This window comes from Nocardia abscessus, from assembly GCF_015477775.1.
In the GTDB taxonomy this organism is placed as follows: Bacteria; Actinomycetota; Actinomycetes; order Mycobacteriales; family Mycobacteriaceae; genus Nocardia; species Nocardia abscessus_A.
In genome coordinates this window covers 132,258-155,841 of sequence record NZ_JADLQO010000001.1, presented here as the reverse complement: position 1 = coordinate 155,841, position 23,584 = coordinate 132,258, and the positions used below count along the sequence as shown (strand labels likewise).

Annotated in this window: 25 protein-coding genes; 12 read left to right on the top strand and 13 right to left on the bottom strand. The window is 69.2% G+C overall.

Translation table 11 applies throughout. The features are described 5' to 3' along the window. Positions 1-209: 209 nt before the first annotated feature. The 5 genes from aceA (at position 210) to IU450_RS00815 (ending at position 6,388) form a co-directional block, all read left to right on the top strand. On the top strand, positions 210-1,499 hold the full coding sequence (gene aceA / locus IU450_RS00835; RefSeq protein ID WP_195066410.1) for an isocitrate lyase: 1,290 nt from the start codon (positions 210-212) through the stop codon (positions 1,497-1,499). Positions 1,500-1,712: 213 nt separating this feature from the next. Beyond that, positions 1,713-2,582 (top strand): 3-hydroxybutyryl-CoA dehydrogenase, encoded by an 870-nt coding sequence (locus tag IU450_RS00830; protein ID WP_043699132.1) that lies wholly within the window; start codon positions 1,713-1,715, stop codon positions 2,580-2,582. 398 nt (positions 2,583-2,980) lie between these two features. Further along, positions 2,981-5,287, top strand: coding sequence for a 5-methyltetrahydropteroyltriglutamate--homocysteine S-methyltransferase (metE, locus tag IU450_RS00825; RefSeq protein WP_195147863.1), 2,307 nt, complete (start codon positions 2,981-2,983; stop codon positions 5,285-5,287). Positions 5,288-5,399: 112 nt separating this feature from the next. After that, entirely contained in the window at positions 5,400-5,822 is a 423-nt protein-coding gene (locus IU450_RS00820) for a VOC family protein (RefSeq protein WP_195147862.1), read from the top strand. After that, complete coding sequence (locus tag IU450_RS00815; RefSeq protein WP_195147861.1) at positions 5,822-6,388, top strand: TetR/AcrR family transcriptional regulator; 567 nt, start codon at positions 5,822-5,824, stop codon at positions 6,386-6,388. Before IU450_RS00820 ends, IU450_RS00815 begins: the two co-directional genes overlap by 1 nt. An 18-nt stretch (positions 6,389-6,406) precedes the next feature. Here the strand turns inward: IU450_RS00815 and IU450_RS00810 are convergent, their stop codons facing one another. Continuing rightward, positions 6,407-7,732, bottom strand: a complete 1,326-nt coding sequence (locus IU450_RS00810) for a tetratricopeptide repeat protein (protein ID WP_195147860.1) — start codon at positions 7,730-7,732, stop codon at positions 6,407-6,409. Positions 7,733-7,881: 149 nt separating this feature from the next. Further along, complete coding sequence (locus IU450_RS00805; protein ID WP_195147859.1) at positions 7,882-8,448, bottom strand: TetR/AcrR family transcriptional regulator; 567 nt, start codon at positions 8,446-8,448, stop codon at positions 7,882-7,884. A gap of 121 nt (positions 8,449-8,569) precedes the next feature. On the opposite strand from IU450_RS00805, the gene IU450_RS00800 reads away from it, so the two are divergent. Beyond that, positions 8,570-9,874, top strand: coding sequence for a phthiocerol/phthiodiolone dimycocerosyl transferase family protein (locus IU450_RS00800; RefSeq protein ID WP_195147858.1), 1,305 nt, complete (start codon positions 8,570-8,572; stop codon positions 9,872-9,874). A gap of 9 nt (positions 9,875-9,883) precedes the next feature. Here the strand turns inward: IU450_RS00800 and IU450_RS00795 are convergent, their stop codons facing one another. Both IU450_RS00795 and IU450_RS00790 read right to left on the bottom strand, forming a co-directional pair. Continuing rightward, positions 9,884-11,065: an AI-2E family transporter gene (locus IU450_RS00795; RefSeq protein WP_324197484.1), complete on the bottom strand. Its 1,182-nt coding sequence runs from the start codon at positions 11,063-11,065 to the stop codon at positions 9,884-9,886. A gap of 72 nt (positions 11,066-11,137) precedes the next feature. Further along, on the bottom strand, positions 11,138-12,190 hold the full coding sequence (locus IU450_RS00790) for an NAD(P)-dependent alcohol dehydrogenase (RefSeq protein ID WP_195147857.1): 1,053 nt from the start codon (positions 12,188-12,190) through the stop codon (positions 11,138-11,140). Between the two features lie 169 nt (positions 12,191-12,359). On the opposite strand from IU450_RS00790, the gene IU450_RS00785 reads away from it, so the two are divergent. Next, positions 12,360-13,484 carry a S1C family serine protease gene (locus IU450_RS00785; RefSeq protein WP_195147856.1) on the top strand — a complete coding sequence of 375 codons (1,125 nt, stop codon included), beginning with the start codon at positions 12,360-12,362 and terminating at the stop codon, positions 13,482-13,484. A gap of 12 nt (positions 13,485-13,496) precedes the next feature. On the opposite strand, the gene IU450_RS00780 is transcribed toward IU450_RS00785, so the two are convergent. The 3 genes from IU450_RS00780 to IU450_RS00770 all read right to left on the bottom strand — a co-directional run bounded on the left by IU450_RS00780 (position 13,497) and on the right by IU450_RS00770 (position 15,590). Next, a complete protein-coding gene (locus tag IU450_RS00780) occupies positions 13,497-14,063 on the bottom strand; it encodes a vitamin K epoxide reductase family protein (RefSeq protein ID WP_195147855.1) in 567 nt (188 codons plus the stop codon). After that, positions 14,060-14,833, bottom strand: coding sequence for a DsbA family protein (locus tag IU450_RS00775; protein WP_195147854.1), 774 nt, complete (start codon positions 14,831-14,833; stop codon positions 14,060-14,062). Before IU450_RS00775 ends, IU450_RS00780 begins: the two co-directional genes overlap by 4 nt. Before the next feature lie 181 nt (positions 14,834-15,014). Beyond that, positions 15,015-15,590 (bottom strand): TetR-like C-terminal domain-containing protein, encoded by a 576-nt coding sequence (locus tag IU450_RS00770; RefSeq protein ID WP_195147853.1) that lies wholly within the window; start codon positions 15,588-15,590, stop codon positions 15,015-15,017. A 92-nt stretch (positions 15,591-15,682) separates the two neighbouring features. Between IU450_RS00770 and IU450_RS00765 the strand changes: the two genes are divergently transcribed. Together IU450_RS00765 and IU450_RS00760 are read left to right on the top strand one after the other, a co-directional pair. Further along, positions 15,683-17,014: a carboxylesterase family protein gene (locus IU450_RS00765; protein ID WP_195147852.1), complete on the top strand. Its 1,332-nt coding sequence runs from the start codon at positions 15,683-15,685 to the stop codon at positions 17,012-17,014. Positions 17,015-17,179: 165 nt separating this feature from the next. After that, on the top strand, positions 17,180-18,043 hold the full coding sequence (locus IU450_RS00760; protein WP_195147851.1) for an LLM class flavin-dependent oxidoreductase: 864 nt from the start codon (positions 17,180-17,182) through the stop codon (positions 18,041-18,043). A gap of 20 nt (positions 18,044-18,063) precedes the next feature. Here the strand turns inward: IU450_RS00760 and IU450_RS00755 are convergent, their stop codons facing one another. From IU450_RS00755 to IU450_RS00740, 4 genes are read right to left on the bottom strand one after another with little or no spacing between them, the layout of a single operon-like run. Beyond that, complete coding sequence (locus tag IU450_RS00755) at positions 18,064-18,912, bottom strand: polyphosphate kinase 2 family protein (RefSeq protein ID WP_195147850.1); 849 nt, start codon at positions 18,910-18,912, stop codon at positions 18,064-18,066. A gap of 34 nt (positions 18,913-18,946) precedes the next feature. Continuing rightward, positions 18,947-19,672: an ESX secretion-associated protein EspG gene (locus tag IU450_RS00750; RefSeq protein WP_195147849.1), complete on the bottom strand. Its 726-nt coding sequence runs from the start codon at positions 19,670-19,672 to the stop codon at positions 18,947-18,949. Continuing rightward, positions 19,669-20,334: a hypothetical protein gene (locus IU450_RS00745; protein ID WP_228833888.1), complete on the bottom strand. Its 666-nt coding sequence runs from the start codon at positions 20,332-20,334 to the stop codon at positions 19,669-19,671. Before IU450_RS00745 ends, IU450_RS00750 begins: the two co-directional genes overlap by 4 nt. Before the next feature lie 40 nt (positions 20,335-20,374). Next, complete coding sequence (locus IU450_RS00740) at positions 20,375-20,767, bottom strand: hypothetical protein (protein WP_195147848.1); 393 nt, start codon at positions 20,765-20,767, stop codon at positions 20,375-20,377. Positions 20,768-20,951: 184 nt separating this feature from the next. Between IU450_RS00740 and IU450_RS00735 the strand changes: the two genes are divergently transcribed. From IU450_RS00735 to IU450_RS00725, 3 genes are all read left to right on the top strand, one after another. After that, positions 20,952-21,698, top strand: coding sequence for a GntR family transcriptional regulator (locus IU450_RS00735; protein ID WP_195147847.1), 747 nt, complete (start codon positions 20,952-20,954; stop codon positions 21,696-21,698). Positions 21,699-21,761: 63 nt separating this feature from the next. Further along, positions 21,762-21,953, top strand: coding sequence for a hypothetical protein (locus tag IU450_RS00730; RefSeq protein ID WP_195147846.1), 192 nt, complete (start codon positions 21,762-21,764; stop codon positions 21,951-21,953). Between the two features lie 109 nt (positions 21,954-22,062). Further along, on the top strand, positions 22,063-22,647 hold the full coding sequence (locus IU450_RS00725; RefSeq protein ID WP_195147845.1) for a hypothetical protein: 585 nt from the start codon (positions 22,063-22,065) through the stop codon (positions 22,645-22,647). Between the two features lie 103 nt (positions 22,648-22,750). Here the strand turns inward: IU450_RS00725 and IU450_RS39435 are convergent, their stop codons facing one another. Both IU450_RS39435 and IU450_RS00715 read right to left on the bottom strand, forming a co-directional pair. Further along, positions 22,751-23,116: a hypothetical protein gene (locus tag IU450_RS39435; RefSeq protein WP_228833886.1), complete on the bottom strand. Its 366-nt coding sequence runs from the start codon at positions 23,114-23,116 to the stop codon at positions 22,751-22,753. Next, positions 23,109-23,552, bottom strand: coding sequence for a tautomerase family protein (locus IU450_RS00715; RefSeq protein ID WP_324197483.1), 444 nt, complete (start codon positions 23,550-23,552; stop codon positions 23,109-23,111). Before IU450_RS00715 ends, IU450_RS39435 begins: the two co-directional genes overlap by 8 nt. Between the last annotated feature and the right edge of the window lie 32 nt (positions 23,553-23,584).

Sequence of the window (23,584 nt, the reverse complement as noted above, 5' to 3'; positions counted from 1 at the left end):
TTAAGTGGCAAATTTTGCAGGGTTAGCAAAGAGCGCTGAAAACCTAGCTTAGATTCACACTAACAACAGGTAGACGGCCATTTCTTCGTGTGCCATCGTGTGGAAGTACACCCCAAGGGCCTAGCAAGCCTGCAAATTGCCGCTCCAGCAGTACGAGCTGCCTCGTAGCTCGACCGGGCGGTATCCCGAACGAAGAAGTGGAGTCACAGATGTCGACCACCGGCACCCCGAGGACCGCCGCGGAAATCCAGCAGGATTGGGACACCAACCCCCGCTGGAAGGGCGTCACCCGTAACTACACCGCGGAGCAGGTGTCGAAGCTCCAGGGCACCGTCGTCGAGGAGGCCACCCTCGCCCGCCGCGGCTCGGAGATCCTGTGGGATCTCGTCAACAACGAGGACTACATCAACTCCCTCGGCGCCCTCACCGGCAACCAGGCGGTCCAGCAGGTCCGCGCCGGCCTGAAGGCCATCTACCTGTCGGGTTGGCAGGTCGCCGGTGACGCGAACCTGTCCGGCCACACCTACCCGGACCAGTCGCTGTACCCGGCCAACTCGGTTCCGGCCGTGGTCCGCCGCATCAACAACGCGCTGCTGCGCGCCGACGAGATCGCCAAGGTCGAGGGCGACACCGCCGTCTCCAACTGGTTGGCCCCGATCGTCGCCGACGCCGAAGCCGGCTTCGGTGGCGCGCTGAACGCCTACGAGCTGCAGAAGGCCATGATCGCCGCCGGCGCCGCCGGCGTGCACTGGGAGGACCAGCTCGCCTCCGAGAAGAAGTGCGGCCACCTGGGCGGCAAGGTGCTGATCCCCACCCAGCAGCACATCCGCACCCTGACCTCCGCGCGTCTGGCGTCCGACGTCGCCGACGTGCCGTCGGTGATCATCGCCCGCACCGACGCCGAGGCCGCCACCCTGATCACCTCGGACGTGGACGAGCGCGACCGTGAGTTCCTGGACGGCACCCGCACCCCCGAGGGCTTCTTCGGTGTGAAGAACGGCATCGAGCCCTGCATCGCGCGTGCCAAGGCCTACGCCCCCTACGCCGACCTCATCTGGATGGAGACCGGCGTGCCGGACCTCGAGGTCGCGCGCAAGTTCGCCGAGGCCGTCCGTGGCGAGTTCCCGGACCAGCTGCTGGCCTACAACTGCTCGCCGTCCTTCAACTGGAAGGCCCACCTGGACGACGCGACCATCGCGAAGTTCCAGCGTGAGCTCGGCGCGATGGGCTTCAAGTTCCAGTTCATCACCCTGGCCGGCTTCCACTCGCTCAACTACGGCATGTTCGACCTGGCCTACGGCTACGCCCGCGAGGGCATGACCGCCTTCGTCGACCTGCAGGAGCGCGAGTTCAAGGCCGCCGCCGAGCGTGGCTTCACCGCCATCAAGCACCAGCGTGAGGTCGGCGCAGGCTACTTCGACACCATCGCCACCACCGTGGACCCGAACACCTCGACGGCCGCGCTCAAGGGCTCGACCGAAGAAGGCCAGTTCCACTGAAAACCTCATCAGGTGCTTGCCGAGGGAAGTGAGGTTCCCGACGTGAAAACCGACATTCCTCTACTCCGGTAGGGGTGTACTGCCCTCCCCGCTGAACAGCCCCGGCGGGGAGGGCATCCCTATACCTTGGACCATCGAAGGCCACGCTCACACCGGAGCGACACCTTTGCAGACCAGCCACCCCAGAGCCAGACAACCCAGCAGGAGCGGGACGTGAGCAGCGAAAAGATCCAACGCGTCGGTGTTATCGGCGCCGGCCAGATGGGCGCCGGAATCGCGGAGGTGTGTGCCAGGGCGCACATCGACGTGCTGGTGTTCGAGCAGACCCGGGAACTGGCCGCTGCGGGCCGCGCCCGCATCCTCCGGTCCCTCGATCGCGGCGTGAGCAGCGGGAAGATCACCGAGCGCGAACGCGAACAGGCCGCGTGGCGTCTGCGGTTCACCTCCGATCTCGGCGACTTCGCCGACCGCCAGCTGGTGGTCGAGGCGGTGCTCGAGGACGAGAAGGTGAAGACGAGCATCTTCGCCGAGCTCGACAAGGTCGTCACCGACCCCTCGGCGGTGCTGGCCTCCAACACCTCTTCCATCCCGATCATGAAGATCGCGGTCGCCACGGCGAACCCCGAGCGCGTGGTCGGCATGCACTTCTTCAACCCCGTCCCGGTGCTGCCGCTGGTCGAGCTGGTCACCACGCTCAAGACCAGTGAGTCGGTCTCCGTGCGGGCCGAGGCCTTCGCGGGCGACGTGCTCGGCAAGCAGGTCGTGCGGTCGGCGGACCGCTCCGGCTTCGTGGTCAACGCACTGCTGGTGCCGTATCTGCTGTCGGCGATCCGCATGGTCGAGTCCGGCTTCGCGACCAAGGAGGACGTGGACAAGGCGATGGTGCTCGGCTGCGCCCACCCGATGGGCCCGCTGGCGCTGACCGACCTGGTCGGCCTGGACACCGTGAAGTCCATCGCGGACTCGATGTACGGCGAGTTCAAGGAGCCGCTGTACTCGGCGCCGCCGCTGCTCATGCGCATGGTCGAGGCAGGCTTGCTCGGCAAGAAGACCGGAGCGGGCTTCTACCAGTACAGGGCCTGATCCGCAGCGCCTGCGGCGCTGCGTGTTCGCGGCCGCTGGGAGTCTCGCGTCCGAGCGTCCGCTGCTCGCGCCTTGCGGGCGCATGCGCAACGGACACTCGGGCGTGAGACGGGCCGCGAACGGTGCTCGTAAGACTCGCACTCGACGGGCTGCGAGAGGCGAGCACCCGACGATTGCCATCAAGGTGCGGCAATACTCGCACGCGGTAGACGGCGGCCGACCTTCGATGCGGAGAATCGACCAGAAGTTGGTGTTGCCGAGCCGGTGACGGCGATCGGCATAAGCTGCACAACAGCCGGGCCATGTCGACGGCTCGGCTGGGTATCCAGAGCGCAGCGCTGAATCGACCAGTCGATCTCGGCCGGCCGCGCAGGTGATCGAAAGAAGGTATCCCGCTCATGGTGAACGTGACCGACGGCTACGGGTCGAGCATTCTCGGCTATCCCAGGATCGGACCGCACCGCGAGCTCAAGCGGGCGTTGGAGGCCTACTGGCACGGTTCGCTCGACCGCGAGGAACTGCTGGCGGTCGGTCGCGAGATCCAGGAGACCCAGTTCAACGAGCTGGCCGCCACCGGCCTGACCCAGGTGCCCGGCAACACCTTCTCGTTCTACGACCACGTCCTGGACAACGCGCTGCTGTTCGGCGCGGTGCCCCGCCGGTTCGAGCCCTACCGCGACGACCTGCACCCGCTGGACTTCTACTTCCTGATGGCGCGCGGCCGCCCGGACCTGCCGCCGCTCGAGCTGGTCCGGTTCTTCGGCACGAACTACCACTACCGCCAGCCGGAGGTGGACGCCGAGACCGAGTTCTCGCTGCACCCCGAGGCCCTGCTCGACGAGTTCGACCGCGCGAAGGCGGTCGACATCGAACTGCGTCCGGTCGTCCTCGGGCCGGTGTCGCTGCTGCTGCTGTCCAAGGCCGGGCACATCCCCGGTGAGTCGGGCGGATTCGACACATTGAGCCTGCTGGACAAGCTGCTACCGGTCTACGAGGAACTGTTCGAGATCCTCGCCAAGCGCGGCGCGACCTGCGTGCAGCTGGACGAGCCCGCGTTCACCAGCGAGCGCACGCCCGCCGAGCTGGCCGCGTTCGAGGCCGCCTATCACCGATTGAGCAAGGCTCCGCTGCGCCCGCGCATCCTGGTCACCGGACAGTACGGCGATTTCGGTGAGGCGCTGACCATTCTCGCGAGCACCAACGTCGAGGCGATCGGCCTCGATCTGGCCAGCTACCGGATGCGTCCCGAGGATCTGGCCGCGGTGCCCGGCATCCGCCGCAAGCGCCTGTACGCGGGCGTGATCAGCGGCCGCAACGTGTGGCGCGCGGACCGCTACGTCACGCTGGAATACCTCAACGAGCTGGCCAAGGTGTGCCCGGACCTGGTCGTCTCGACCGGGACGACGCTGCTGCACGTGCCCTACGACCTGCTGATCGAATACGACATCGAGGGGCATGTCGCCGATCGGCTCGCTTTCGCGAAGCAGAAGGTGGGCGAGGTGGTCTCGCTCGCCAAGGCGCTCACCGAGGGCCCGTCCGACAAGTGGCGCAAGCGGCCGACCGAGGTGCACTTCAAGCAGAAGCACGCGGTGCGGCAGCGGGTCTACGCGATCACCCCGGACATGCGCTCGCGGGAGCCCTACGAGGTGCGCCGCGAAGCTCAGCAGCGCAAGCTGAACCTGCCGCCGGTGCCCGCGACCACGCTCGGGTCCTTCCCGCAGACCGCCCGGATCCGCCAGGCGCGCTACGAACTCGGTGAGGGCCGGTTGTCCTACGAGGAGTACCGCAAGCGGATCGAGGCCGAGATCGAGGCGACGATCCGGCTGCAGGAGGACATCGGCCTGGACGTGCTGGTGCACGGCGAGCATGAGCGCAACGACATGATCCAGTACTTCGCCGAGCTGCTCGACGGCTTCGCGACCACCCACTTCGGCTGGGTGCAGGTGTACGGATCCCGTTGTGTGCGACCGCCGATCATCTACGGCGACGTGTCGCGCCCCGCGCCGATGTCGGTGGAGTGGATCAGCTACGCGCAGTCGCTCACCGACAAGCCGGTCAAGGGCATGGTCACCGGGCCGGTCACCATGATCGCCCGGTCCTTCGTCCGGCAGGACCAGCCGCTGCACGAGACCGCCGACCAGGTGGCGCTGGCCATCCGCGACGAGGTGGTGGACCTGGAGAAGGCGGGCATCTCGATCATCCAGGTCGACGAGCCCGCGATCCGGGAGATGCTGCCGCTGCGCCCGGAAGGCCGCGCGGAGTACCTGCGCTGGGCGATCGGCGCGTTCCGGCTGGCCACCTCGGGCGTGCAGGCCGAGACGCAGATCCACACGCACATCGGCTATTCCGGCCGCGCCGAAGTGGTCGAGGCGATCGAGCAACTCGACGCCGACGTCACCGCCATCGTGGCGACCCGCTCCATCGAGTGGGTGCTGCGGGCGCTGAAGGAGGACTGCGCCTCCGGGCACGGCCTGAGCCATGGCGTCGGTCCCGGTGTGTACGAGAGCCGGTCCGCGCGCATCCCCGACATCGACGAGCTGGACGAATTGCTCACCGCGGCCGCGGAAGCGGTGACGCCGCAGCGGTTGTGGGCCAATCCGGACGGCGGCCTGAAGACTCGCCACTATTGGCAGCTCGAGCCGTCGCTGCGCAACTTGGTCGCCGCGGCTCGACGCATCCGCAGGCGGGCGGAGTCCGCCGAGTGAGGTAGGGCGGGATCAGCGCACCGAGGGCCGTCCTCGTTCGACCGAACGGGGGCGGCCCTCGGGCTGTCCACCGTCACGATTTCGGTACAGTACGTACTGTATCGTTGAGGTTATGGACATCGAGAACGGCTGGCCGGACGCGCTGCGCGTCGCGCAGGTCCGGATCGCTCGCCCGACCGACCGGCTCGATGAGGTGGTGCGGTTCTATGTCGAAGGGCTGGGCCTGCGCGAGCTCTACCGATTCCACGACCACGCGGGGTACGACGGGGTGATGCTCGGATTGCCCGGGGCCGGATACCACTTGGAATTCACCACGCACGTGGACGGCAGCCCCGGCGATGCGCCGAGCGCGGAGAACCTGTTGGTGCTCTACTTCGAGGGCGAGTCGCACATGTACGACGCGGCGCAGCGGCTCGGTGAGTTCGGCGTCGAACCGGTGGAAGCCGAGAATCCGTTCTGGGCGGCCAACGGCGGCCTGACCTTTCCCGACCCGGACGGCTGGCGGGTCGTCCTGATGCCGCGGCCGGTCTTCTGATGGCGGGACGAACCCGCGACGACCGGATCGACGCCGCTGTGCTGAGCGCCGCGCGTGAACTGCTCGACGAGGTCGGATACGCCGACCTGTCCATCGGCCGGGTCGCGACCAGGGCGGGCCTGCACCGTCCCGCCATCTACCGCCGATGGCCGTCCAAGCGGCACTTGGTGGTCGACGTCGTCGCCGACCTGCTCGGCCTGCGGCCGACCCCGGACACCGGCGACCTGCGCGCCGACCTGGTGCGCGCGATGCGCGAACTCGTCGCCGCACTGCGCGATACCTCGCTGCACCGGGTGCTGCCCGCGCTGGTCGCGGACTTGGCGAGCGACGAGCGGTTGCGCGCCCACTTCCTGGCCACCGTGTTCGAACCGCGGAGGCGGACCACGGCCGCGGCGCTGCGATCGGCCATCGCACGCGGTGAAGTGGATCCCGGCATCGATGTCGATTTCGTCTTGGACTCGATCGCCGCGCCGATCTACTACCGGGCCCTGTTCGGGCACCTGCCGCTGTCGGACGAACTCGCCGAGCAGTCGGTCACGGCGGTGCTGAGCGCGATCACTCGGTGACGGGGGTGTTGAGCGCGATCACTCGGTGACGGCGGCCAAGGTGCTGAGCGTCGCGAGCACCTCGGTGGCGGCATCGGCGACCGCGTCGACCTCGGCCATCGCCAGCGCGGCGGACGTCGCGGCACGCACATGCGGCACCAGCGCCAAGCAGGCCGCCGTGGCGGCACGATCGGCCCGGGTGAGCTCCGCGTCGTCCTGCGCGGCGGATTGCCATGCGGCGGTGGCGATCACCTCGTGCAGCCAGTTCAGCAACTCCAAGCGCAGCGGTTGCGGCTCGCGCAGCCAAGCGCGGGTGTAACTCACGTCGGTGCGCTCGTGCAGCAGGGCGCCGAGCACGACCTCGGCGGCGGGCGCGGTGACGGAGTAGATCGACCCCTGGTGCAGGACCGAGGAGAACAGGAAGACTGTGCCGCGCGCCTGATCCTCGACGGCCGCGCTGATCAGGTCGGCGAGCATGGCGGGAGCGTCGCCCGCGGATCCGTGGGCGTGCGCCAGCCCCGCCCAGTCCGTCTCGCGCAGCACGGTCGCGGCGCGCTCGTGGTAGATCGGGGCGAGGGCGGCCGCCGCCCGCGTGCGGGCTTCGGCATCGATCGAATCGAGCGCGCGTTGGAAGGCCGCCAGCGCCACCTCCGGCTCGCCTAGTCGGTCGCTGAACACCCCGACGTCGAAACTGGCCCGAGCGGCGACCGCGGGATCGTCCGATTCGGCCATCGACCGGCTGACCTCCCTGGCGCCGACCAGATCACCGGCCTCGCTGAGATGCTGGACCAGATCGCCCGCGGCGACCAGGGACTGATCCCCGGGCCAGCCGTCGATGACGGCGCGGTAGGCGGCCTTCACACCGTCCAGGTCGCCCTCGGTGCGCAGGAGGTAGGCCAGGTTGGACAGGGCGAGCCGGGCGATGTCGCCGGGACCGGAGCCGATCGCGTGCTCGTAGGCCGTGCGCGCCGCGTCCGAGTCGCCGCGCTTGGCTCGCGAGTAGCCGAGATTGATCCAGGCCCTGGGCGCGGCATCGGGATGCCCGGACTCGGCGGCGCGCTCGTACATCGCTTCGGCCGCCGCGATGTCGCCGCGCTCGGCCAGCAGCAGGCCGAGATTGTAGGCGGCGCGCGGCGCGGCGTCTTCGTGGCCGGAATCGACCGCCACGTGGTAGGCGCCTTCCGCGGCCGGCTTGTCACCCGCCGCGCTGAGCAGTCCGCCCAGCTCCGCGGCGGCCAGCGGCGCCCAGTTCGGATGACCGGAGGCGATGGCGATCTGGAACGCCTCGCGCGCGGCTACCACGTCGTTTCGCCTGCGGTGCATCTTGCCGAGGTCGAAGGCCAGATCCGGCGGCCGCTTCAGCATTGTTCCCATCCAGCCTCGGCACCGAGTGGTGCGAATCGTTTTCCGAGAGTTCTACATCGGCGCGCGACCCATGGCTACCCATACCGTGGGATAGGCCATGTCGCGGGCCGACTTGCGGAAGGCGAAGACCCGCACCCCGGCGCTGGAATTCAGTCGGTGCCGCTCTCGGTGGCGAGTGCGCGCAGCCCGGCGATCAGGTCGTCGGACGAGGGGGCCTGCTCGGGATCGATCAGCCACTGGGCCATGAGACCACCGATGAGCGCGTGCAAGACCGCACCGATGGCGCGGTCGGCTTCGGCGCCGCGGCTGGGGCCGACGAGTTGCCAGATCTCCTCGCGCGCGCGTCTTTGGGCGATCGCCAATTCCGCGCGCACCTCGGGGGAGTGCAGCGCCTGCGCCATGCCTTCGATGTTCGCCGACCAGAGCGGCCGATCCGCGGTGAACGATGCGATGAGCTCGCGCCAGAACGCTTCCAGGCGCGTCGCCGCGGCAGCGGAGTCGTCGCTCGGCAGCGCCGCGGCGATCCGCTGCACCGCTTCCGAGCTGGACTCGATCATCGCCTGGTTGAGCAGCTTGTCGCGGGTACCGAAGTGGTAGTTGATCGCCGCCAGATTGCTGCCGGAAGCGGCGACGATCTCGCGCACGGTGGTCCGTGCGTAGCCGCGCTCGGCAAGGCACTGCTTGGCCGCGGCGAGGAGGTCTTCCCGGGTTCCCACTCCAGCACCTTAGCAGCGCGGCATACACATGTTTCTTACGTCTGTTTCAAACATTTGTATGTGACAAGCGTTTGAAACGCGCGTATGTTCGGGGTCGTCGCCCCCACGAGGAAAGAACGAGATGATGACTGCGCTGCGCGCCCTGTCGCCCTTCGAAACCAACTACTTCGGCTCCGAGACCAGAATCGGCAGCATTCCGGTCGGCGGCATGCCGCTGTTCATCGGTTCGACCGTCGAGGGTGCCCTCGACGTCCCCGCTCTGCGCCGGGTGCTCGGGGAACTCGCTGCCGCGCATCCGTTGCTGCGCAGCAGGCAGGTGGTGAACAGCGAGGGGGTGAGGTGTTTCCGGCGTGACGATTCCTACCTACCGCGCCTGGCGATCGCCGAGGGCGGGGAGCCCGAGTACGCGGCATTGGTGAATACCCCGCAGGACTGGAACGACGGGCTCTTCCACGCGTGTCTGCTGCGTGAAGGCGACCGCGATCGAATCGTGCTGGTCTTGCACCACGGAATCGCCGACGGCAGATCCGCTTTCGCGCTGCTCGCCGAGCTGTGGGCACGCTACACCGCGCAGGTGACGAATTCGCCCGCGCCGCAAACGGAACCGGATCAGAGCCTGCCCGAGGCGATGGACACCCGGCTGGCGCGGATCGTCTCCGACGCGGAGGTCGAGGCGCTGCTCGACCTGATCCGGGCGGGCGCCGCGATGATGAGCCCGGAGCTCGCGCCACGGCACCTGCCCCAGTTCGGCGACGGCGTCGGCGCGTACCCGCCGGGCCGGTTGACCCTGGACCGAATCGAACTCGACAGCGCGGAGACCGCCGCGGTGATCGCGGCGGCCCGCACCCATGGTCTCTCGGTGAACAGCCTGCTCGGTGGGGCGGCGTTCGCCGCCTTCCGCACGCAGTTGGCGCCGGCGGCGGGCGCGCTGCCGATGGTGTGCGGCCACGCGGTGGACGTCCGCGCGGATCTGGTGCCGCCGCTGCCCGCGAACACCGTGCTCAACTGCGTGTCGGGAGTGGGCACGTTCGCGCTGGTCGAGGCCGGGGCGGACCCGATAGCGCTCGCGCGGACGGTAGCGGCGGGCATGCGGGCCTCGGTCGATCGCAAGGAAGCACTGGGGATGATGCTCGCCGCCCAGCGGGCCACCGACCCGGCGACGGCCGCGCTGATGTCGGCGCAGAACACGTTCGCCATCTCCAATATCGGCCGCGTGCCCGCGCATTCGACGCCGCCGGGCGTGCGGATCATCCGGGACGACATATTCGCCATGTCGGCGGGCATGCCGCCCAAGCTGACCGTGTTCACGGTCGGCGGCAGGATGACCATTCAGGTGGAGTACGACACCGCGCTGCACAGCAGGGACCAGCTCGGCGCGGTGCGACAGGCACTGACCGGGGCGCTGACCTCCGTGCACGCCGCGTGACCGCGCACGTCAATCCGGCGGCGGGTTGTGGCGGCCGGCCAGACGAAGGGTCAACTGCCTGGCCAACTTCCGGCGGCGCTTGGGCGTGCCGGTGCGGTCGAGGTCGGCCTCCACGTCGTAGCGGCGGATGTAGGCGCCCGAGAACGCCTGCACCGTCGCGGTCACCGGAATGGCGAGCAGTGCGCCGGTCGGGCCGAGCAGCGCGGCGCCGGCCAGTACGGCGCCGAAGGCCACGGCCGGATGCATGTCCAGGGTGGTCGCGGTGATCCGCGGTTGCAGCACATAGTTCTCGAATTGCTGGTAGAGCAGGATGAAGCCGAGAATCCACAACGCCGTGCTCGGGCCGTGCACCAGCCCGACGATCACCGGGAGCGCGCCGGCGAGATAGGTGCCGACCGTGGGGATGAACTGGGAGACCACGCCGACCCACAGCGCGAGCGCGAACGCCGATGGCACGTCCAGAATCCGCAGGACCACGTAGTGCGCCAGCGTCGAGGCGAGCGCGAGCAGTCCGCGTGAATAGATGTAGCCGCCGGTCTTCTCCACCGCTATGTCCCAGGCGCGCAATATATGTCGCTGGCGCCGCGGCGGCAGCAGCGAGCAGACGGCGGTGCGGATCCGGGGGCCGTCGGCGGCGAAGTAGTAGGTGAACAGCAGGATGCCGAGACCTTGGAAGATCGCGCCGATCGCGGCCGTGCCGATGCCCCAGACGTTGCCCGCCAGTCCGGTGAGATAGCCCTCCAGGGTCGAACTCCAGTCGGTGGCGTACTTCTGGATGTCGGTACTGGACAGGTCCTGGTGAAAGGTGTTGTTGATCCACTCCACGCCTCGATCGGCGTATTCGGGAGCGTTCTTGACCAACGTGGTGACCTGCTCGACCAGCAGCGCGCCGAGCGTCCAGAGGAAGGCGACGACCAGAGCGGTCAGGACGAGGAACACCGATCCGGTGGCGGGACCGCGGCGCATACCGCGCCGCGCCAGCCAGTTCACCGCGGGCTCGATCGCGAAGGCGAGGAACAGGGAGACCAGCAGAACCGTCAGCAGGCCCTGCAGGCGCTCGAGCACCCAGAAGGCCGCCAGCAGCCCGGTGATCGTCGCCGCGGCGAGCAGGAATGCGCGCGGCAGCCACGGCGGCATGCCGCGCGCGGCGCTGGCCGGATCCGGCGTCTCGTCTTCGTCCTCCGCAGACACAAGGTCAAGGTACCCACGCCACGACCGGTTAGCGGGTGGACACCGCGCGACCGTGCCGCCCGGCGAGCAGGCTCACATGGTCGAGACGTCGATGACGAACCGGTAGCGCACGTCGCTGGCCACGACCCGGTCGTAGGCGCCGTCGATCTCGTCGGCGGCGATCAGCTCGATCTCGGCGCCGATGCCGTGCTCGGCGCAGAAGTTCAACATCTCCTGGGTCTGCGCGACGCCGCCGATCATCGAACCCGCCAGCGAGCGGCGGTACCCGGCGAGGTTGAACGGCTTGACGCTCACCGGGTTCTCGGGAAGACCGAGAATCACCAGGGTGCCGTCCAGGTTCAGCAGGCGCAGATAGTCGTCCACCGGCAGGTCGGCCGAAACCGTGTTGAGGATCAGGTCGAACCGGCCGCGCAGCTCGCGGAAAGTCTGCTTGTCGCTGGTCGCGTAGTAGCCGCTGGCGCCGAAGAGCCTGCCGTCCTCCTGCTTGCTCAGCGAGTGGCTCAGCACGGTGACCTCGGCGCCCATCGCGGCCGCGAGCTTCACCCCCACGTGGCCGAGCCCGCCCATGCCGATGATCGCGACCTTCTTGCCCGGTCCGGCGCCCCAGTGCCGCAGCGGCGAGTACAACGTGACGCCCGCGCACAGCAGCGGCGCGGCGACGTCCAGGCCGATCCCTTCGGGAATGGCGACCACGAAGTTCTCGGTCACCACGATCTGCGTGGAGTATCCGCCGAGGGTGTGGCCGCCGGGCTGCACCGCCGGGTCGACCACGGTGTTGTAGGTCATGGTCGCGCCCGCGGTGCAGTACTGCTCCTCGTCGGCCAGGCACGGCGCGCACACCCCGCAGGAACCGACCATGCAGCCGACGCCGACCTGGTCGCCGACCCGATACCTGCTCACCGCGGACCCGACCGCGGCGACCACGCCCGCGATCTCGTGGCCCGGCACGCAGGGGTAGCTGGTCCTGCCCCACTCGTTGCGCGCGGTGTGGATGTCGGAGTGGCAGATGCCCGCGAACTTGATGTCGATCAGCACGTCGCGCGGCCCCAGCTCCCTGCGCTGGATCGTGATCTTCTCGAACGAGCCATCGGAGGCGGACAGGGCGTAGGCGGCGGCGGTGCTCATGAGGACATGCCTACCGTCGCATGGGTGCCGTTGCCAACTGCGACACGAAAAAGACATGCTCACAGGCTATTTTTCCGGCGCGGTCACCGGTTCGATGATCTTCGGCGGCGTTCTTGGCGACAATGGAGTTGCGGGAGTCGGTGAGCGGTTCGGCCGAGGCGGGAGAGCCATGGACGAAGAACGGCAGCAGTGGACCGGGGTGCGACGCAGGCCGGGGCGCGGCCGAGCGTTCATCCTGGTGGTCACCCTCGTGCTCGCGATGGCCGCTTTTCTCGGGTACCGCGGCGAGCTACCGGCCCGCGACCGGCCCGATCCCGCCGAGACCGTCGCCTCGGTCGGATTCGCTCCACCCGCGCCGCTCGATCCCGGCCTGGTCACCGCGGCGGTGCGACCCGCACTGGTCAACATCAACGCCTCGGCCGAGCGGTCCGGGCCCGGCGCGGCCGGGTCCGGCATCGTCCTGACCGCTGACGGCGAGGTGCTCACCAGCCATCACGTGGTCAAGGGCGCGGACACCGTGACCGTCACCGACGTCGGCAACGGCAACGTCTACAACGCTGTGGTGCTCGGTTACGACTCCGAGGCCGACATCGCGCTGCTGGACTTGGCCGCGGCCGCCGAGCTGCCGACCGCGACCATCGGCAGTTCGGCCGGGCTGCGCCTGCGGGAGGAGGTCCTGGCGATCGGCAACGCGGGCGGGACCGGCGGTACGCCGACCGCCGTGCACGGCCCCCTCACCGACCTGGACAGCGCGATCGTGGCGGTCAACGCCGCCGATCTGTCCCGCAAGGCGCTCAGCGGCATGCTGGAGGTCGCGGCCGCGGTTACGCCGGGACAGTCCGGCGGGCCGCTGGTGGACCGGAACGCGTCCGTGGTCGGTGTCATCGCCGCGGCGTCGGGCGACGGGACACGGACGGACGACCAGCCGGCGAACGGCTACGCGGTGCCGATCGACGCGGCGATGCGGGTGGTCCAGCAGATACGCTCCGGCACCCCGACCGACACGGTGCACGTCGGCCCGACGGCCACGCTGGGCGTGCTCATCTCCAACGCCCTGCCCGTCGGCACCGGCGCCCGCGTGGACGTGGCGCTCTACGGCATGCCCGCCTATGCCGCCGGGCTGGCCGCGGGCGACGTGATCACCTCGCTCGACGACCACGTCGTCACCAGCGCGCAGTCGCTGCGGGCGGCGTTGAACACGCGCAAGCCGAACGACACCGTGCGATTGGGCGTCACCGGCGCGGGCGGCGAGCGAACGGTGCCGGTGGTGCTGGTCGCAGGGCCGCCGAACTGATCGGAGCGGGGATCAGACCAGCGACAGCCAGTAGTCCTGGAAGCGCAGGAACACCAGCAGCAGCACCACCGCGAAGAACAGCGCGACGATCGTCCAGCGCCACTCGGCGAGCACACCGAGCGGGCCTCGGGAGCGGCCCCACAGCTGGTCGGTGACCACCGCGAGCAGCGGCGTGATGATCGCCCAGACCACCATGCAGTACGGGCACAGCGCGTTGATCCGGTACAGGCTTTCGAAGATCAGCCAGCAGACGAAGCCGACGCCCAACAGGGTACCCAGCCACACTCCGCCCCAGATCCAGCGCGGGAAGCCGACCCCGGCCACCGAGAGCACGCCGAGCGTGACGACGACGGAGAACCCGACGACGCCCATCAGCGGGTTCGGGAACCCGAAGACCGAGGCCTGGTCGGTCACCATCACCGACCCGCAGGACAGGATCGGGTTGATGCTGCACGACGGGGTGTAGCCCGGATCGGTGAACAGCTTGAACCGTTCCACGGTCAGGGCCACCGCGGCCAGCCAGCCGGCCAGCCCGCTGATCAACAGGACCCAGGCGGCCCTGGGCCCCGCGGTGATCACTGGCCCGCGGCGGCGCTGATCACGGGTGCGAGGCCGCCGGGGCCGAAGATCTCCTGGCTGGACTCGACCTTCTTGCCGTCGACGAACACCGAGGGGGTCGACTGGATGCCGCTGTCCAGCACTTCCTTGGTGCGGGCCTGGATGTACTTGTCGTACTTGTGGTCGGTGATGCACTTGGCGACCGCTTCGTCGGTGTAGCCTGCGCTCTTGGCGATCTGGACCAGCTGGTCGTCGGACAGGCCCGCGCCGCCCTCCGGAGGCTGCTGCGCGAACATCGTGTTCAGCCAGGCCTGGTACTTCGACGGGTCGGCCTCGGCGACGCAGTAGGAGGCGCTGCCCGCGCGCGAGGAGTACCGCGTGGTGGACGCCTTGTCCAGGAACGCGATCACGTTGTACTCGACCACCGCGGTGCCGTTGTTCACCGCGTCTTCGAGCACCTGGCCGTTGGCCGCCTCGAAGGCCTTGCAGGCGGGGCACTGGAGGTCGGCGACCACGCGCACGCTGACCTTCGCGTCCGGCTTGCCGATCCGGACGGCGCCGTTCTCGGTGATCGAGGCGGGCACTGCGCCCGCGTTCGTGGTCGCGGCGATGGACGGAGCGGCGCCGGGATCGTCCTTGCGGGCCTTCTGCACCGCGATGCCGATGCCGATGGCCGCGATCAACGCGACGAGCACGGCGGCGACGGCCACCTGGATCAAGATCTTGCGGTTGCGGTCGGCGCGTTCCGCCGCCAGCAGCGGGTTCGACTTCCCACCCTGGTTTTTGCTCACCGTGCGTTCACCACGCCTTTCGCTCGCCGGACGGTTCCTGCCGCCACGATCGTAGATCCGCCGACCACGTCCCCGCGTGATCGGGCCACACGGGTCATCATGGTCGGCCTACCTGAGAGATTCCGAAACATCCGGGCCGCCGCCGATGATTTCGGCCGCGTCGCAGGCGGCGGCGACACGTTCAGCGCGGTGTGATGCCGGTGAGGACCAGATCGACGGCGTCGCGGGCCAGGCCGGGCGGCAGTTCCGCGCCCAGTTGCGTGACGTGCAGATGGACCAGGCCGCCCAGGGTCAGCATGGTCAGCCGGGGATCCACCGTCGCCGCCACGTCGCCGCGGGCGATGGCGCGCCGGACGATCTCTTCCGACGATGACAGCCGCCGCACCCAGAATTCGCGCCGGATCGCATCGACCTCGGGGTCGGACTCGGCGATCACGGTGCCGCGGATCAGGGCCCGGCCGGACGGCGTCCGGGCGAAACGGATGAGATCGGTCATGAACCGCTCCAGATCGCCGCGCAACGACCCGGTGTCCGGTAGCGGGATCTCCTCGGCCACCCGGGACAGCAGTGCGTCCAGCAGCAATCGGGGCAGCGTCTTCCACCGCCTATAGATCGAGGTCTCGTGCACGCCCGCGTCCGCGGCGACATCGGCGACCCGCACGGTGGCGATGCCCGCCGACTCGATGCGGGCCAGGGTCGCGTCGAGTACGGCTTTGCGCAGACGTGCGCCGCGGATCTGTGCGGGAGAGTCACCCATCCGGCAATTATCGCAACTCCTCTTGCGTTGCGTCGGCCCGGCCTCTAGCGTGGCGATATCGCAAGTTCACTTGCGATGTGAGAGGGGAGTGCATGGAGTACGTGGTCTCCGGACGCTGGCGGGGCGAAGCCCGTGGCGAGGTCGCGGTATTTCGCGGGATTCCTTACGCGCGGGCGAAGCGATTCGCCGCGCCGGAGCCCGTCGCGGCGCCCGACGGGGTGTACGACGCGACGCGCCGGTACGCGATGGCGCCGCAGTCGCCGGGGCGGCTGGAAAGCGTGATGGGTCGGGCGGAGCCGCTGGAGCAGTCGGAGGACTGCCTCGCGCTCACCGTCACCACCCCCGTGGGCGCGCAGCCGGGCACTTGCCCGGTGCTGGTGTGGTTGCACGGCGGCGCCTATCTGGCGGGCAGCGGGCAATGGAATCTGTACGACGCGGACCGGCTCGTCGGCGAGACCGGCGTCGTCGTGGTCTCGGTGAGCTATCGGCTGGGCGTGCTCGGATACCTGCGTGCACCGGGCGTCTCGGCGGGCAATCTCGGCCTGCGCGACCAGATCGCGGCGCTGCGCTGGGTGCGCGAGCACATCGCCGAGTTCGGCGGCGATTCCGGGCGCGTCACCGTGTCGGGACAGTCGGCGGGCGCGCAGTCGGTCGTCGCGCTGCTGGGGATCACGGAGGCGCGGCCGCTGTTCGCCGGGGCGATCGTGCAGAGCGCGCCGTTCGGCGTCGGATTCCGCAGTCACCGGCAGGCCGAGCGGGTGGGCGCGATGTTCCTCGCCGAACTCGACGCCGATCCTTTCACCGCGCCGGTGCCCGAACTACTCGCCGCGCAGGGCCGCACGGCGCGGCGGTCCGCCGGGCCCGGCGCGGTGAACCCGGCGCCCCCCTTCTTGCCCGTGGCCGACGAGGGACCGCTGCCCGGCGAGCACGCGTGGCGGGCAGCGGTCCGGGACGCGGCCACCGATCTGCCGGTGCTGCTCGGGTGCACGGCCGAGGAGGCGCGGGCGTTCTACGGCGGCCCGCATCCGGTCTTCGGCAGACTGCGGCGGCTGCCGGTGCTCGGCGCCCGGCTCGACGTGGCGGTGCAGCGCCTGATCGGGCGAAAGGCGTTCGAGCACGGGCTGTTCCGCTTCGCCGACGAACTGGTCGATGCCGGGGCGCGCGTGTACTGCTATCGGATGGGGCAGCTTCATCCGGCGAATCCGTACGGCGCCTGCCACTGCATCGATCTGCCGCTGCTGTTCGCCGACGGGCACACTTGGCACACCGCCCCGATGCTCGCGCCCCTCACGGCGGCGGAGATCGACGCGCTCGGCCGCCGGACCCGCGGCTACTGGGGCGAATTCGTGCGCACCGGACAGATCGCCGACGGCGATTGGACGCCGCACCGGCCGGGTTCGCGTTCGGTCCGGCAGCTGCCCTGAGCGCGCCCCTCCGTCGGCCCGGCTCGTCGGCGCGGGCCGTCTCGTAGGAGGCGGGCGAGCTGTGCGGCACCGGCCGCGCGGCGCCCGGGACGACTTCCGGCGTGGCGCCGGACGTCCTCGCGCGATGGATCCGCATCCGCCGAGCGCAGCGGGTAGGAAGGTGGGATGACTGTTCTCGGCGCCGTGTTCCGTCCGCAGAATCCGCCCGAACTGCTGCGTGCGGCGGCCGAGGTGGCCGAAGCGACGGGACTGGAGGAGCTGTGGCTGTGGGAGGACTGCTTTCTGGAGAGCGGGATCGCCTCCGCCGCGGCCGCACTCGCCTGGACCGACCGGGTGCGCGTCGGTATCGGGCTGCTTCCCGTGCCGCTGCGCAATGTCGCGCTCACCGCCATGGAGGCGGCCACGCTGCATCGTCTGTTTCCCGACCGGTTGATCCTCGGCGTCGGACACGGCGTGCAGAGCTGGATGGCACAGGTCGGGGCGCGCGTCGAGTCGCCGGTGACCTTGCTGAGTGAGCACCTTGCCGCGTTGCGTGCTCTCTTGGCCGGTGAGCAGGTCACCGTGTCGGGCCGCTACGTGCATCTCGACGCCGTCGCGCTGGACTGGCCGCCCGCGGCCCCGCCGAAGGTCTACGCGGGCGCGCGCGGTCCGCGCTCGATCCGGCTGTCCGGTGAGCACGCCGACGGCACGCTGCTCGATTCGATCACCGACGCCGACGGCGTCCGGGCCGCACGCACCCTGATCGATGAGGGGCGCGCCGCGGCCGGGCGCACCGACCGCCACCACGTGGTGGCGAACCTGCTCGCGGTCACCGGCCCGGATGCCGAGGCCCGCCTGGCCGCCGAACGCACCCCCGCGCATGCGCCGGGGGCGGGCGTGGCGGGTGACGCGCACGCGATCGCCGCGGCCGTCACCATGCTGGCCGAAGCGGGCGCCGACACCGTCGTCTTGCAGACCACCGCCGACGATCCGGATCCCGCCGCCTATCTCCGGTTCGTCGCCGAGCGAGTCCGGCCCCTGGTCTCCTGAGCGCGCGGCGCGGCGGCCACCTAGGCCTCGGCCAGGCGCCGCTGCTGCTCCGCGACGTCGAACCGCGGCGGGGGCCAGTCGAGTTCGAGCCGCTCCAGCGCCGTGATCAGCAGTTCGGTGACCGCGAGGCGAGTGAACCACTTGCGGTCGGCGGGCACGACGTACCAGGGTGCGTACTCGGTGGACGTGCGGTCCAGCATCGCCTGGTACGCCTCCTGGTAGGCGGGCCAGAACGCGCGCTCGTCGATGTCGGACGGGTTGAACTTCCAGAATTTGTCCGGTCGTTCCAGTCGCTCGGCAAGGCGTCTCTTCTGTTCGCCGAGCGAGACGAACATGGCCACCTTCACCAGCGTGGTGCCCTCGTCCACCAATTCGCGCTCGAACGCGTTGATCTCGTCGTAGCGCGGCCCCCACACCGTGGTCGCCACGAGGTTGTGCACCCGCACCACCAGGACGTCCTCGTAGTGCGAGCGATCGAAGACACCGATCTGACCCGCGCGCGGCAGTGCCTTGCGGATGCGCCACAGGAAGTGATGCCGTCGTTCCTCCGGCGTCGGCACGCCGAACGCGGCGTGGTCGACACCCTGCGGGTCGACCGAACCGATGACGTGCCGGACGATGCCGCCCTTGCCCGCCGTGTCCATGCCCTGCAGTACCAGCAGCACGCTGCGCCGGTCACCGCCGGAGCGGCCGTTGGCGTACAGCTTCTCCTGGAGATCCGACAGCACCATGCTGCGTTCGGCCAGCAGTGCGGCCCCCGCCTTCTTGGCGCCGGTGAATCCCGGCATCGCGGAGGTGTCCAGCTCGGCGACCCGCAGGCCGTCGGCTCTCAGCGCCTCGGTAGGCGGGACGGTCCAGTGCTTCGGCATGCCGTAAACCTAACCACGCGACACTTCCCGGTGGTCAGACTTGTGCGAGGCGTAGTAGGTGGGCGGCGAACTCCTCGTCCGACACGGGGGCGAGGGTGAGATCGTGCGCGGTGGTGAGCAGGTAGCGCCCGTCGCCGGTGAAGTCCAGCCAGGTGCGGTGGCGGGTGGGCGGGGACATGGGATTCTCCGGCTCCACCGTGACGGTGATGAAGCCGCGTCCGTCCACCGGCTTGCGCAGGGTTTGGCGGAATTTCGCCGCGCCGCGGTGACCATTGGTGACGAACGGCTCGGTGCGGTCCGGACTCAGCACGGCATCCTGCGGCTCGCGCATCGGGGCGAGCTTGCCCGGCCGCGCGGACCCGATGATGTGCACCAGGCGTTCGCCCACGGCGCGGGCGTGGCACATCTGCACGGTCACCCGGTCGGGGGTGGCCACCAGGATGCCCGCGTGATTGTGCACCACCGCGGCGAAGGCGAGAATCCGTTCGGTTTCCGGGTCGCTGCCGATGCGCGGGAGCGCGGTGCGCTCGCCGGAGACGGTGATGGTGGTGGCGTCGTTGCGCGCGCACAGCATCAGCGCGGCGGCCAGGTCCGGATCGGCTTGCCGGGCGAAGCGCTGCGGCAGACGGAGGGCGTGGTGCTCCGATTCGGTGCGCACCGTGGCCGAGGGGACCATATTGACCGGGTAGGGCCTGCGGTCCAGGCTCGTTTCGTTCGTCCAGACATGCGTGAACTCGTCCGGGCTGAGCACCCATTTCACCGCGCGCCGCCTCCGCGGACGGAGTCCGGGTCGGCCGGTGTGGCATCCTCGGCCGCCGAACCTTCGCGCGGCCGGGGGAACTGGGGTACGTGATCGCCGGTGGCGGGCATAGTCGGGGTGTAGACGTAGGTCATCGTGTCCCGGACATCCGCCTCGATGTCTGCCGCCGCACTGTCGTGTTCCATCCTACGTTTTCCACCGTAAACCGCTTCGGCGGCCGGATCAGCGAGCGGCCGGTACCGCTGCGGCGGCGCGATAGCGCCCCGGACCGTTTGCGCGGCATCGCTATTCAACTCCATCAGCCGCGCCACCACCCGGCACACGTCCTGCGCGTCGCCGCCCGCGCGGACGAACTGCCTGGTCGCGCCCACCGCCGCGTCGGCTGCCCGGCCCGACCAGCGGGCGAATTCCCGGTTGGTGGCATCGGAGAAGGCTTGGAACGCTTCGGCCACCGCGATGGCGTTGGCCTGCCAGGCCTCGGCGATCCGGCCGAGTGCGGCCGGATCGAGCGTTTCGTGCACCAGGTCCCAGATCTGCTGATGGGTATAGGCGCCGAACAGCTCCCGGTCCGGTGCGTAAGCGGGATCGGTCGCCCCGTCGGTGAAACCGGCCAGCTCCTGCCGGATGCCATCGGCGGCTGCGCGTGCCGCGGAGTCTGCCATCCTCGCCCCCCTCAGTCGGTCCCGGCGCGCGGGCATGTGCTCACCGGGGCTCCAGGTACTCGGTGATCAGCCGTAGCGCGGCCTGATTGGCCGCCTCGGCGTCGGCCAGCCGGTTGGCCGCGGCGAGATACGCGGCTTTGAACAGCAGTGCGGTCTCCTGGAAGGCGGTGAGGGTGTCCAGGTATTGCCGTCCCTTGTCGGCGAACCCGCGGGTGAGCCCGTGGCCGGTGGGTAGGTCGGGAAAGCCGGTCACCTCGGTGACCAGATGTTCGCCGGTCATCGCGCGGCGCAGATCGTCGACCAGTTTGTCGCAGGCGGCGGCGAGGTTCTCCGCGACCGCGGTGTCCAGTTCGAACGGTTCGCCCCCGCCCGCTCCGACCGCCGCCGCGTACAGCTCTCGTGCCGTCCCCTGTCCGGTATCCGGTACCGCCACGTGGAAGCCCCCTTCCGCTCGGTCCTGTTCGTACCGCGCTGTACTGGACTCGCACTTTACCGGTCGGTACAAGACGGCGGACCGCGTCGGCGCAGGGTTGTGTGGCATCCCCGGTGACCCGGCCTGCCGTTGTTACACTGACCGGCGGTCCGAGGGGCGGTGTCCGCGGGGGAAGGGGCGACCGGTGACCGAAATCCCCGGCGCAGTGCCGAAATACCTGCAGATCTCGGGACATCTGCGCGAGCTGATCGAGCGCGGCGAGCTGGCTCCCGGCGCCGAGGTGCCGTCCGAGCGCGAACTCGCCGCACGCTGGAAGGTGGCCCGCCCCACCGCGGCCAAGGCGCTGAATGCGTTGCGCCAGGAAGGAATCGTGCGGTCGCGTCGTGGATCGGGCACCTATGTGGCCGAACGTTCCGCGCTGATCCGGGAGCGCGCCCCGCGATACGGAGCGCCTTCTGCCGCAGGCGAATCGGTTACCGTGCTGCGAGCGGAGATGGTCGAAGGACCGCGGGAGGTGACCGACGCGCTCGGCCTACCCGAGGCGAGCCCGGTGATCGTGCGAAAGACGCTGTGCGCGGCGGGTTCTCGGTCGGCAAGGCTCATCACCTGCTGGTTGCCCGGCGCGTTCGCCGAGGCCGCCGCCCCCTTGCTCCGCTCGGAGCCAGTACCCGGTGGAGTCTCGCGATACGTGGAAGCCGCGATCGGACGCGCCACAGCGGTCGTGCGCGAGAGCGTCGGCGCTCGGCTGGCCGCCGCCGACGAGCGCCGCCATCTCGGGCTCTCGAGTCCATCGGCGGTGCTGATCGTGCACCGCGTCGGGTTGGATGCCCGCGGCGCCGCGCTCGAGTACCGCGAGATCGTCCACCCGCCCGGCCACGGAACCATCCAGCAGGAGTATTTCACCAGCTCAGCGGCCGATTTCCGCCGTTGACACCGCTCGGCCGCGACTGGCATAGTCCACTTGTCGGAAGTGTCGAAGGGGTGGGGAGTGGCGATGTCCGATCAGTTGACCATCGGCGGCTGGGTGATCGTGGGGGAGCACTGCTCGGTCCGCCGGGCCCCGCTACCGCATAACGACTACCTCGCTTTCGTCTTCGAAAGCAGCGGTACGGAATTCGAATTGGCCCTGGCCCCCGCAATCCTCCATCGCATGGTCGACCTCGGCTCCGCCCCGCCGGCATCTTGACGTTTCCGAACGCTGTCTCGCGATGTGCCCATATACGGGTTCGGATGCGAAATATGTTGCAGGCGTGTGGCGCTGCGATGTGGGCCGGGATGCGCCACACTTGAAGGCCATGGACTGGATCAAGATCGGCGCATTCGCCACCGGTGTTCTGAGCCTCTTGGCGACCATCTATTTCTACTATCGAGTCAACCATCGGCGGCGGATACTGCTGTACAGGTTCTCTTGGGAGCGAATAGACGCGACACTGACCTATCGCGAAGGGCATGAGAAGATCCGCTCCGGCAAGCCGTGGACCGAGAGTCCCTGCCTTGTGCACGTGTCCTTGGTCAACCGTGGCCCCAAGGACATCAAAGCCGCAGATTTCGATGACGGTAAGCCTTTGCGAGTGGAGTTCGGTATGCCGATTCTGCACCTGCTGAGCGTTCATCCAGCCCAGATCGTCGACGGTCGTTCGGAGGGATCCGGCCTCGATATCGGCCCGAGACGGCTCGAGAGGGGCCAGCGATACGCCTTCACCGTCATGATCGACGGAACCCCTCGCAAGTCTGTCGAAGCAGAGATCGTGGATACGGATCTCATAAACGAAGACGACCTCTATGGTGATGAGGATCTCGGTAAGCTCTTCACATCCATTGCCGTTGGGTTCTTCGGTGCTGTAGTGCTTCTATCGGCGCTCGTTTTCTTCGCGCTTTGACTCAGCCGTTCGACATGTTCGCGTGGCCGACCGAGACACCAACGATTCCCACGAACGCCGTTATCCACAGAGATGCTCCAAGACTATTTCCGGACCGGCGTTGTCAGCCGACTGTGACAGGTGGGCGGTGCAGGACCAGTTTCGTGGTGTGGGCGGTATAGGCCGCCGGAGCGTTTTCCCAGTCGGCGAGCAGGGTGGTGACTTGTTCGGCGGGGAAGCCGGTGCGGCGGACGGGAGACGCTGAAAACGGCACCGGCCCGCAGATCGAGGCGACCACCGGATCGACGAGGCCGGCTCGCATCCCGATCTGCATCGCCCGGGAGACATGCCGGTGGATGGGCAGGGTGTCACCGTCGCAGCGCCCGGCGACGAACGGGCGAACCAGGGCGTCTCGCGCGTCCCGCAGCACCGGATCTCCGCGCGTTCCCGCCATTCCAGCCGTCAGGCGCGGAGGATGCAGCTCACGCATCGGCGTGTTGTCCCTTCGCCAAGGCGGCCAGCTCCGCGAAGCGAACTACGTTCCCGGCCGCGCCCCAGGTGCCTTCGGGCTGTTCGTGGACGAGCACCCACACCCGCAAGCCTTCGGTATCGCCGAGTCCCGCCGCAGCCGAGACGTCGGCCGTCACCTCCTGGATCAGGCCCGCTTTGCGGCGATCGGACAGCGCGCCCGCGGGCACGGTGACGTCGACCCGGAATCGGGGCAACTCGTCCTCGGCGCTGCCGAAAGCATCCGCGGGGACCTCATCGATGCGGGTCCACGCCAGCGCGCGGAAGAAGGCCGTGTCGGGCGCTCCCTCCCACTTCAGCAAGGTGGCCGCGAGCGTCTTGCGCAGTGCGGCACGGGTATCGGCGGGCAGAACCCCGGCGGGCAGGGTCAGCTGGATCATCGGCATGTCGAACTCCATTCGGGAACGGAAACCGGCGTCTATAACGACTG

Bases quoted from the DNA above. Each gene is read 5' to 3' on its own strand.
- IU450_RS00765 (WP_195147852.1), top strand. From the start codon at position 15,683: ATGGAGTACGTGGTCTCCGGACGCTGGCGGGGCGAAGCCCGTGGCGAG.
- IU450_RS00800 (WP_195147858.1), top strand. From the start codon at position 8,570: ATGATGACTGCGCTGCGCGCCCTGTCGCCCTTCGAAACCAACTACTTC.
- IU450_RS39435 (WP_228833886.1), bottom strand. From the start codon at position 23,116: ATGCGTGAGCTGCATCCTCCGCGCCTGACGGCTGGAATGGCGGGAACG.
- IU450_RS00730 (WP_195147846.1), top strand. From the start codon at position 21,762: ATGTCCGATCAGTTGACCATCGGCGGCTGGGTGATCGTGGGGGAGCAC.
- IU450_RS00810 (WP_195147860.1), bottom strand. From the start codon at position 7,732: ATGCTGAAGCGGCCGCCGGATCTGGCCTTCGACCTCGGCAAGATGCAC.
- IU450_RS00745 (WP_228833888.1), bottom strand. From the start codon at position 20,334: ATGGCAGACTCCGCGGCACGCGCAGCCGCCGATGGCATCCGGCAGGAG.
- IU450_RS00755 (WP_195147850.1), bottom strand. From the start codon at position 18,912: ATGCCGAAGCACTGGACCGTCCCGCCTACCGAGGCGCTGAGAGCCGAC.
- IU450_RS00820 (WP_195147862.1), top strand. From the start codon at position 5,400: ATGGACATCGAGAACGGCTGGCCGGACGCGCTGCGCGTCGCGCAGGTC.
- IU450_RS00725 (WP_195147845.1), top strand. From the start codon at position 22,063: ATGGACTGGATCAAGATCGGCGCATTCGCCACCGGTGTTCTGAGCCTC.
- IU450_RS00770 (WP_195147853.1), bottom strand. From the start codon at position 15,590: ATGGGTGACTCTCCCGCACAGATCCGCGGCGCACGTCTGCGCAAAGCC.
- metE (WP_195147863.1), top strand. From the start codon at position 2,981: ATGGTGAACGTGACCGACGGCTACGGGTCGAGCATTCTCGGCTATCCC.
- IU450_RS00760 (WP_195147851.1), top strand. From the start codon at position 17,180: ATGACTGTTCTCGGCGCCGTGTTCCGTCCGCAGAATCCGCCCGAACTG.
- IU450_RS00785 (WP_195147856.1), top strand. From the start codon at position 12,360: ATGGACGAAGAACGGCAGCAGTGGACCGGGGTGCGACGCAGGCCGGGG.
- IU450_RS00715 (WP_324197483.1), bottom strand. From the start codon at position 23,552: ATGGAGTTCGACATGCCGATGATCCAGCTGACCCTGCCCGCCGGGGTT.
- aceA (WP_195066410.1), top strand. From the start codon at position 210: ATGTCGACCACCGGCACCCCGAGGACCGCCGCGGAAATCCAGCAGGAT.
- IU450_RS00815 (WP_195147861.1), top strand. From the start codon at position 5,822: ATGGCGGGACGAACCCGCGACGACCGGATCGACGCCGCTGTGCTGAGC.
- IU450_RS00790 (WP_195147857.1), bottom strand. From the start codon at position 12,190: ATGAGCACCGCCGCCGCCTACGCCCTGTCCGCCTCCGATGGCTCGTTC.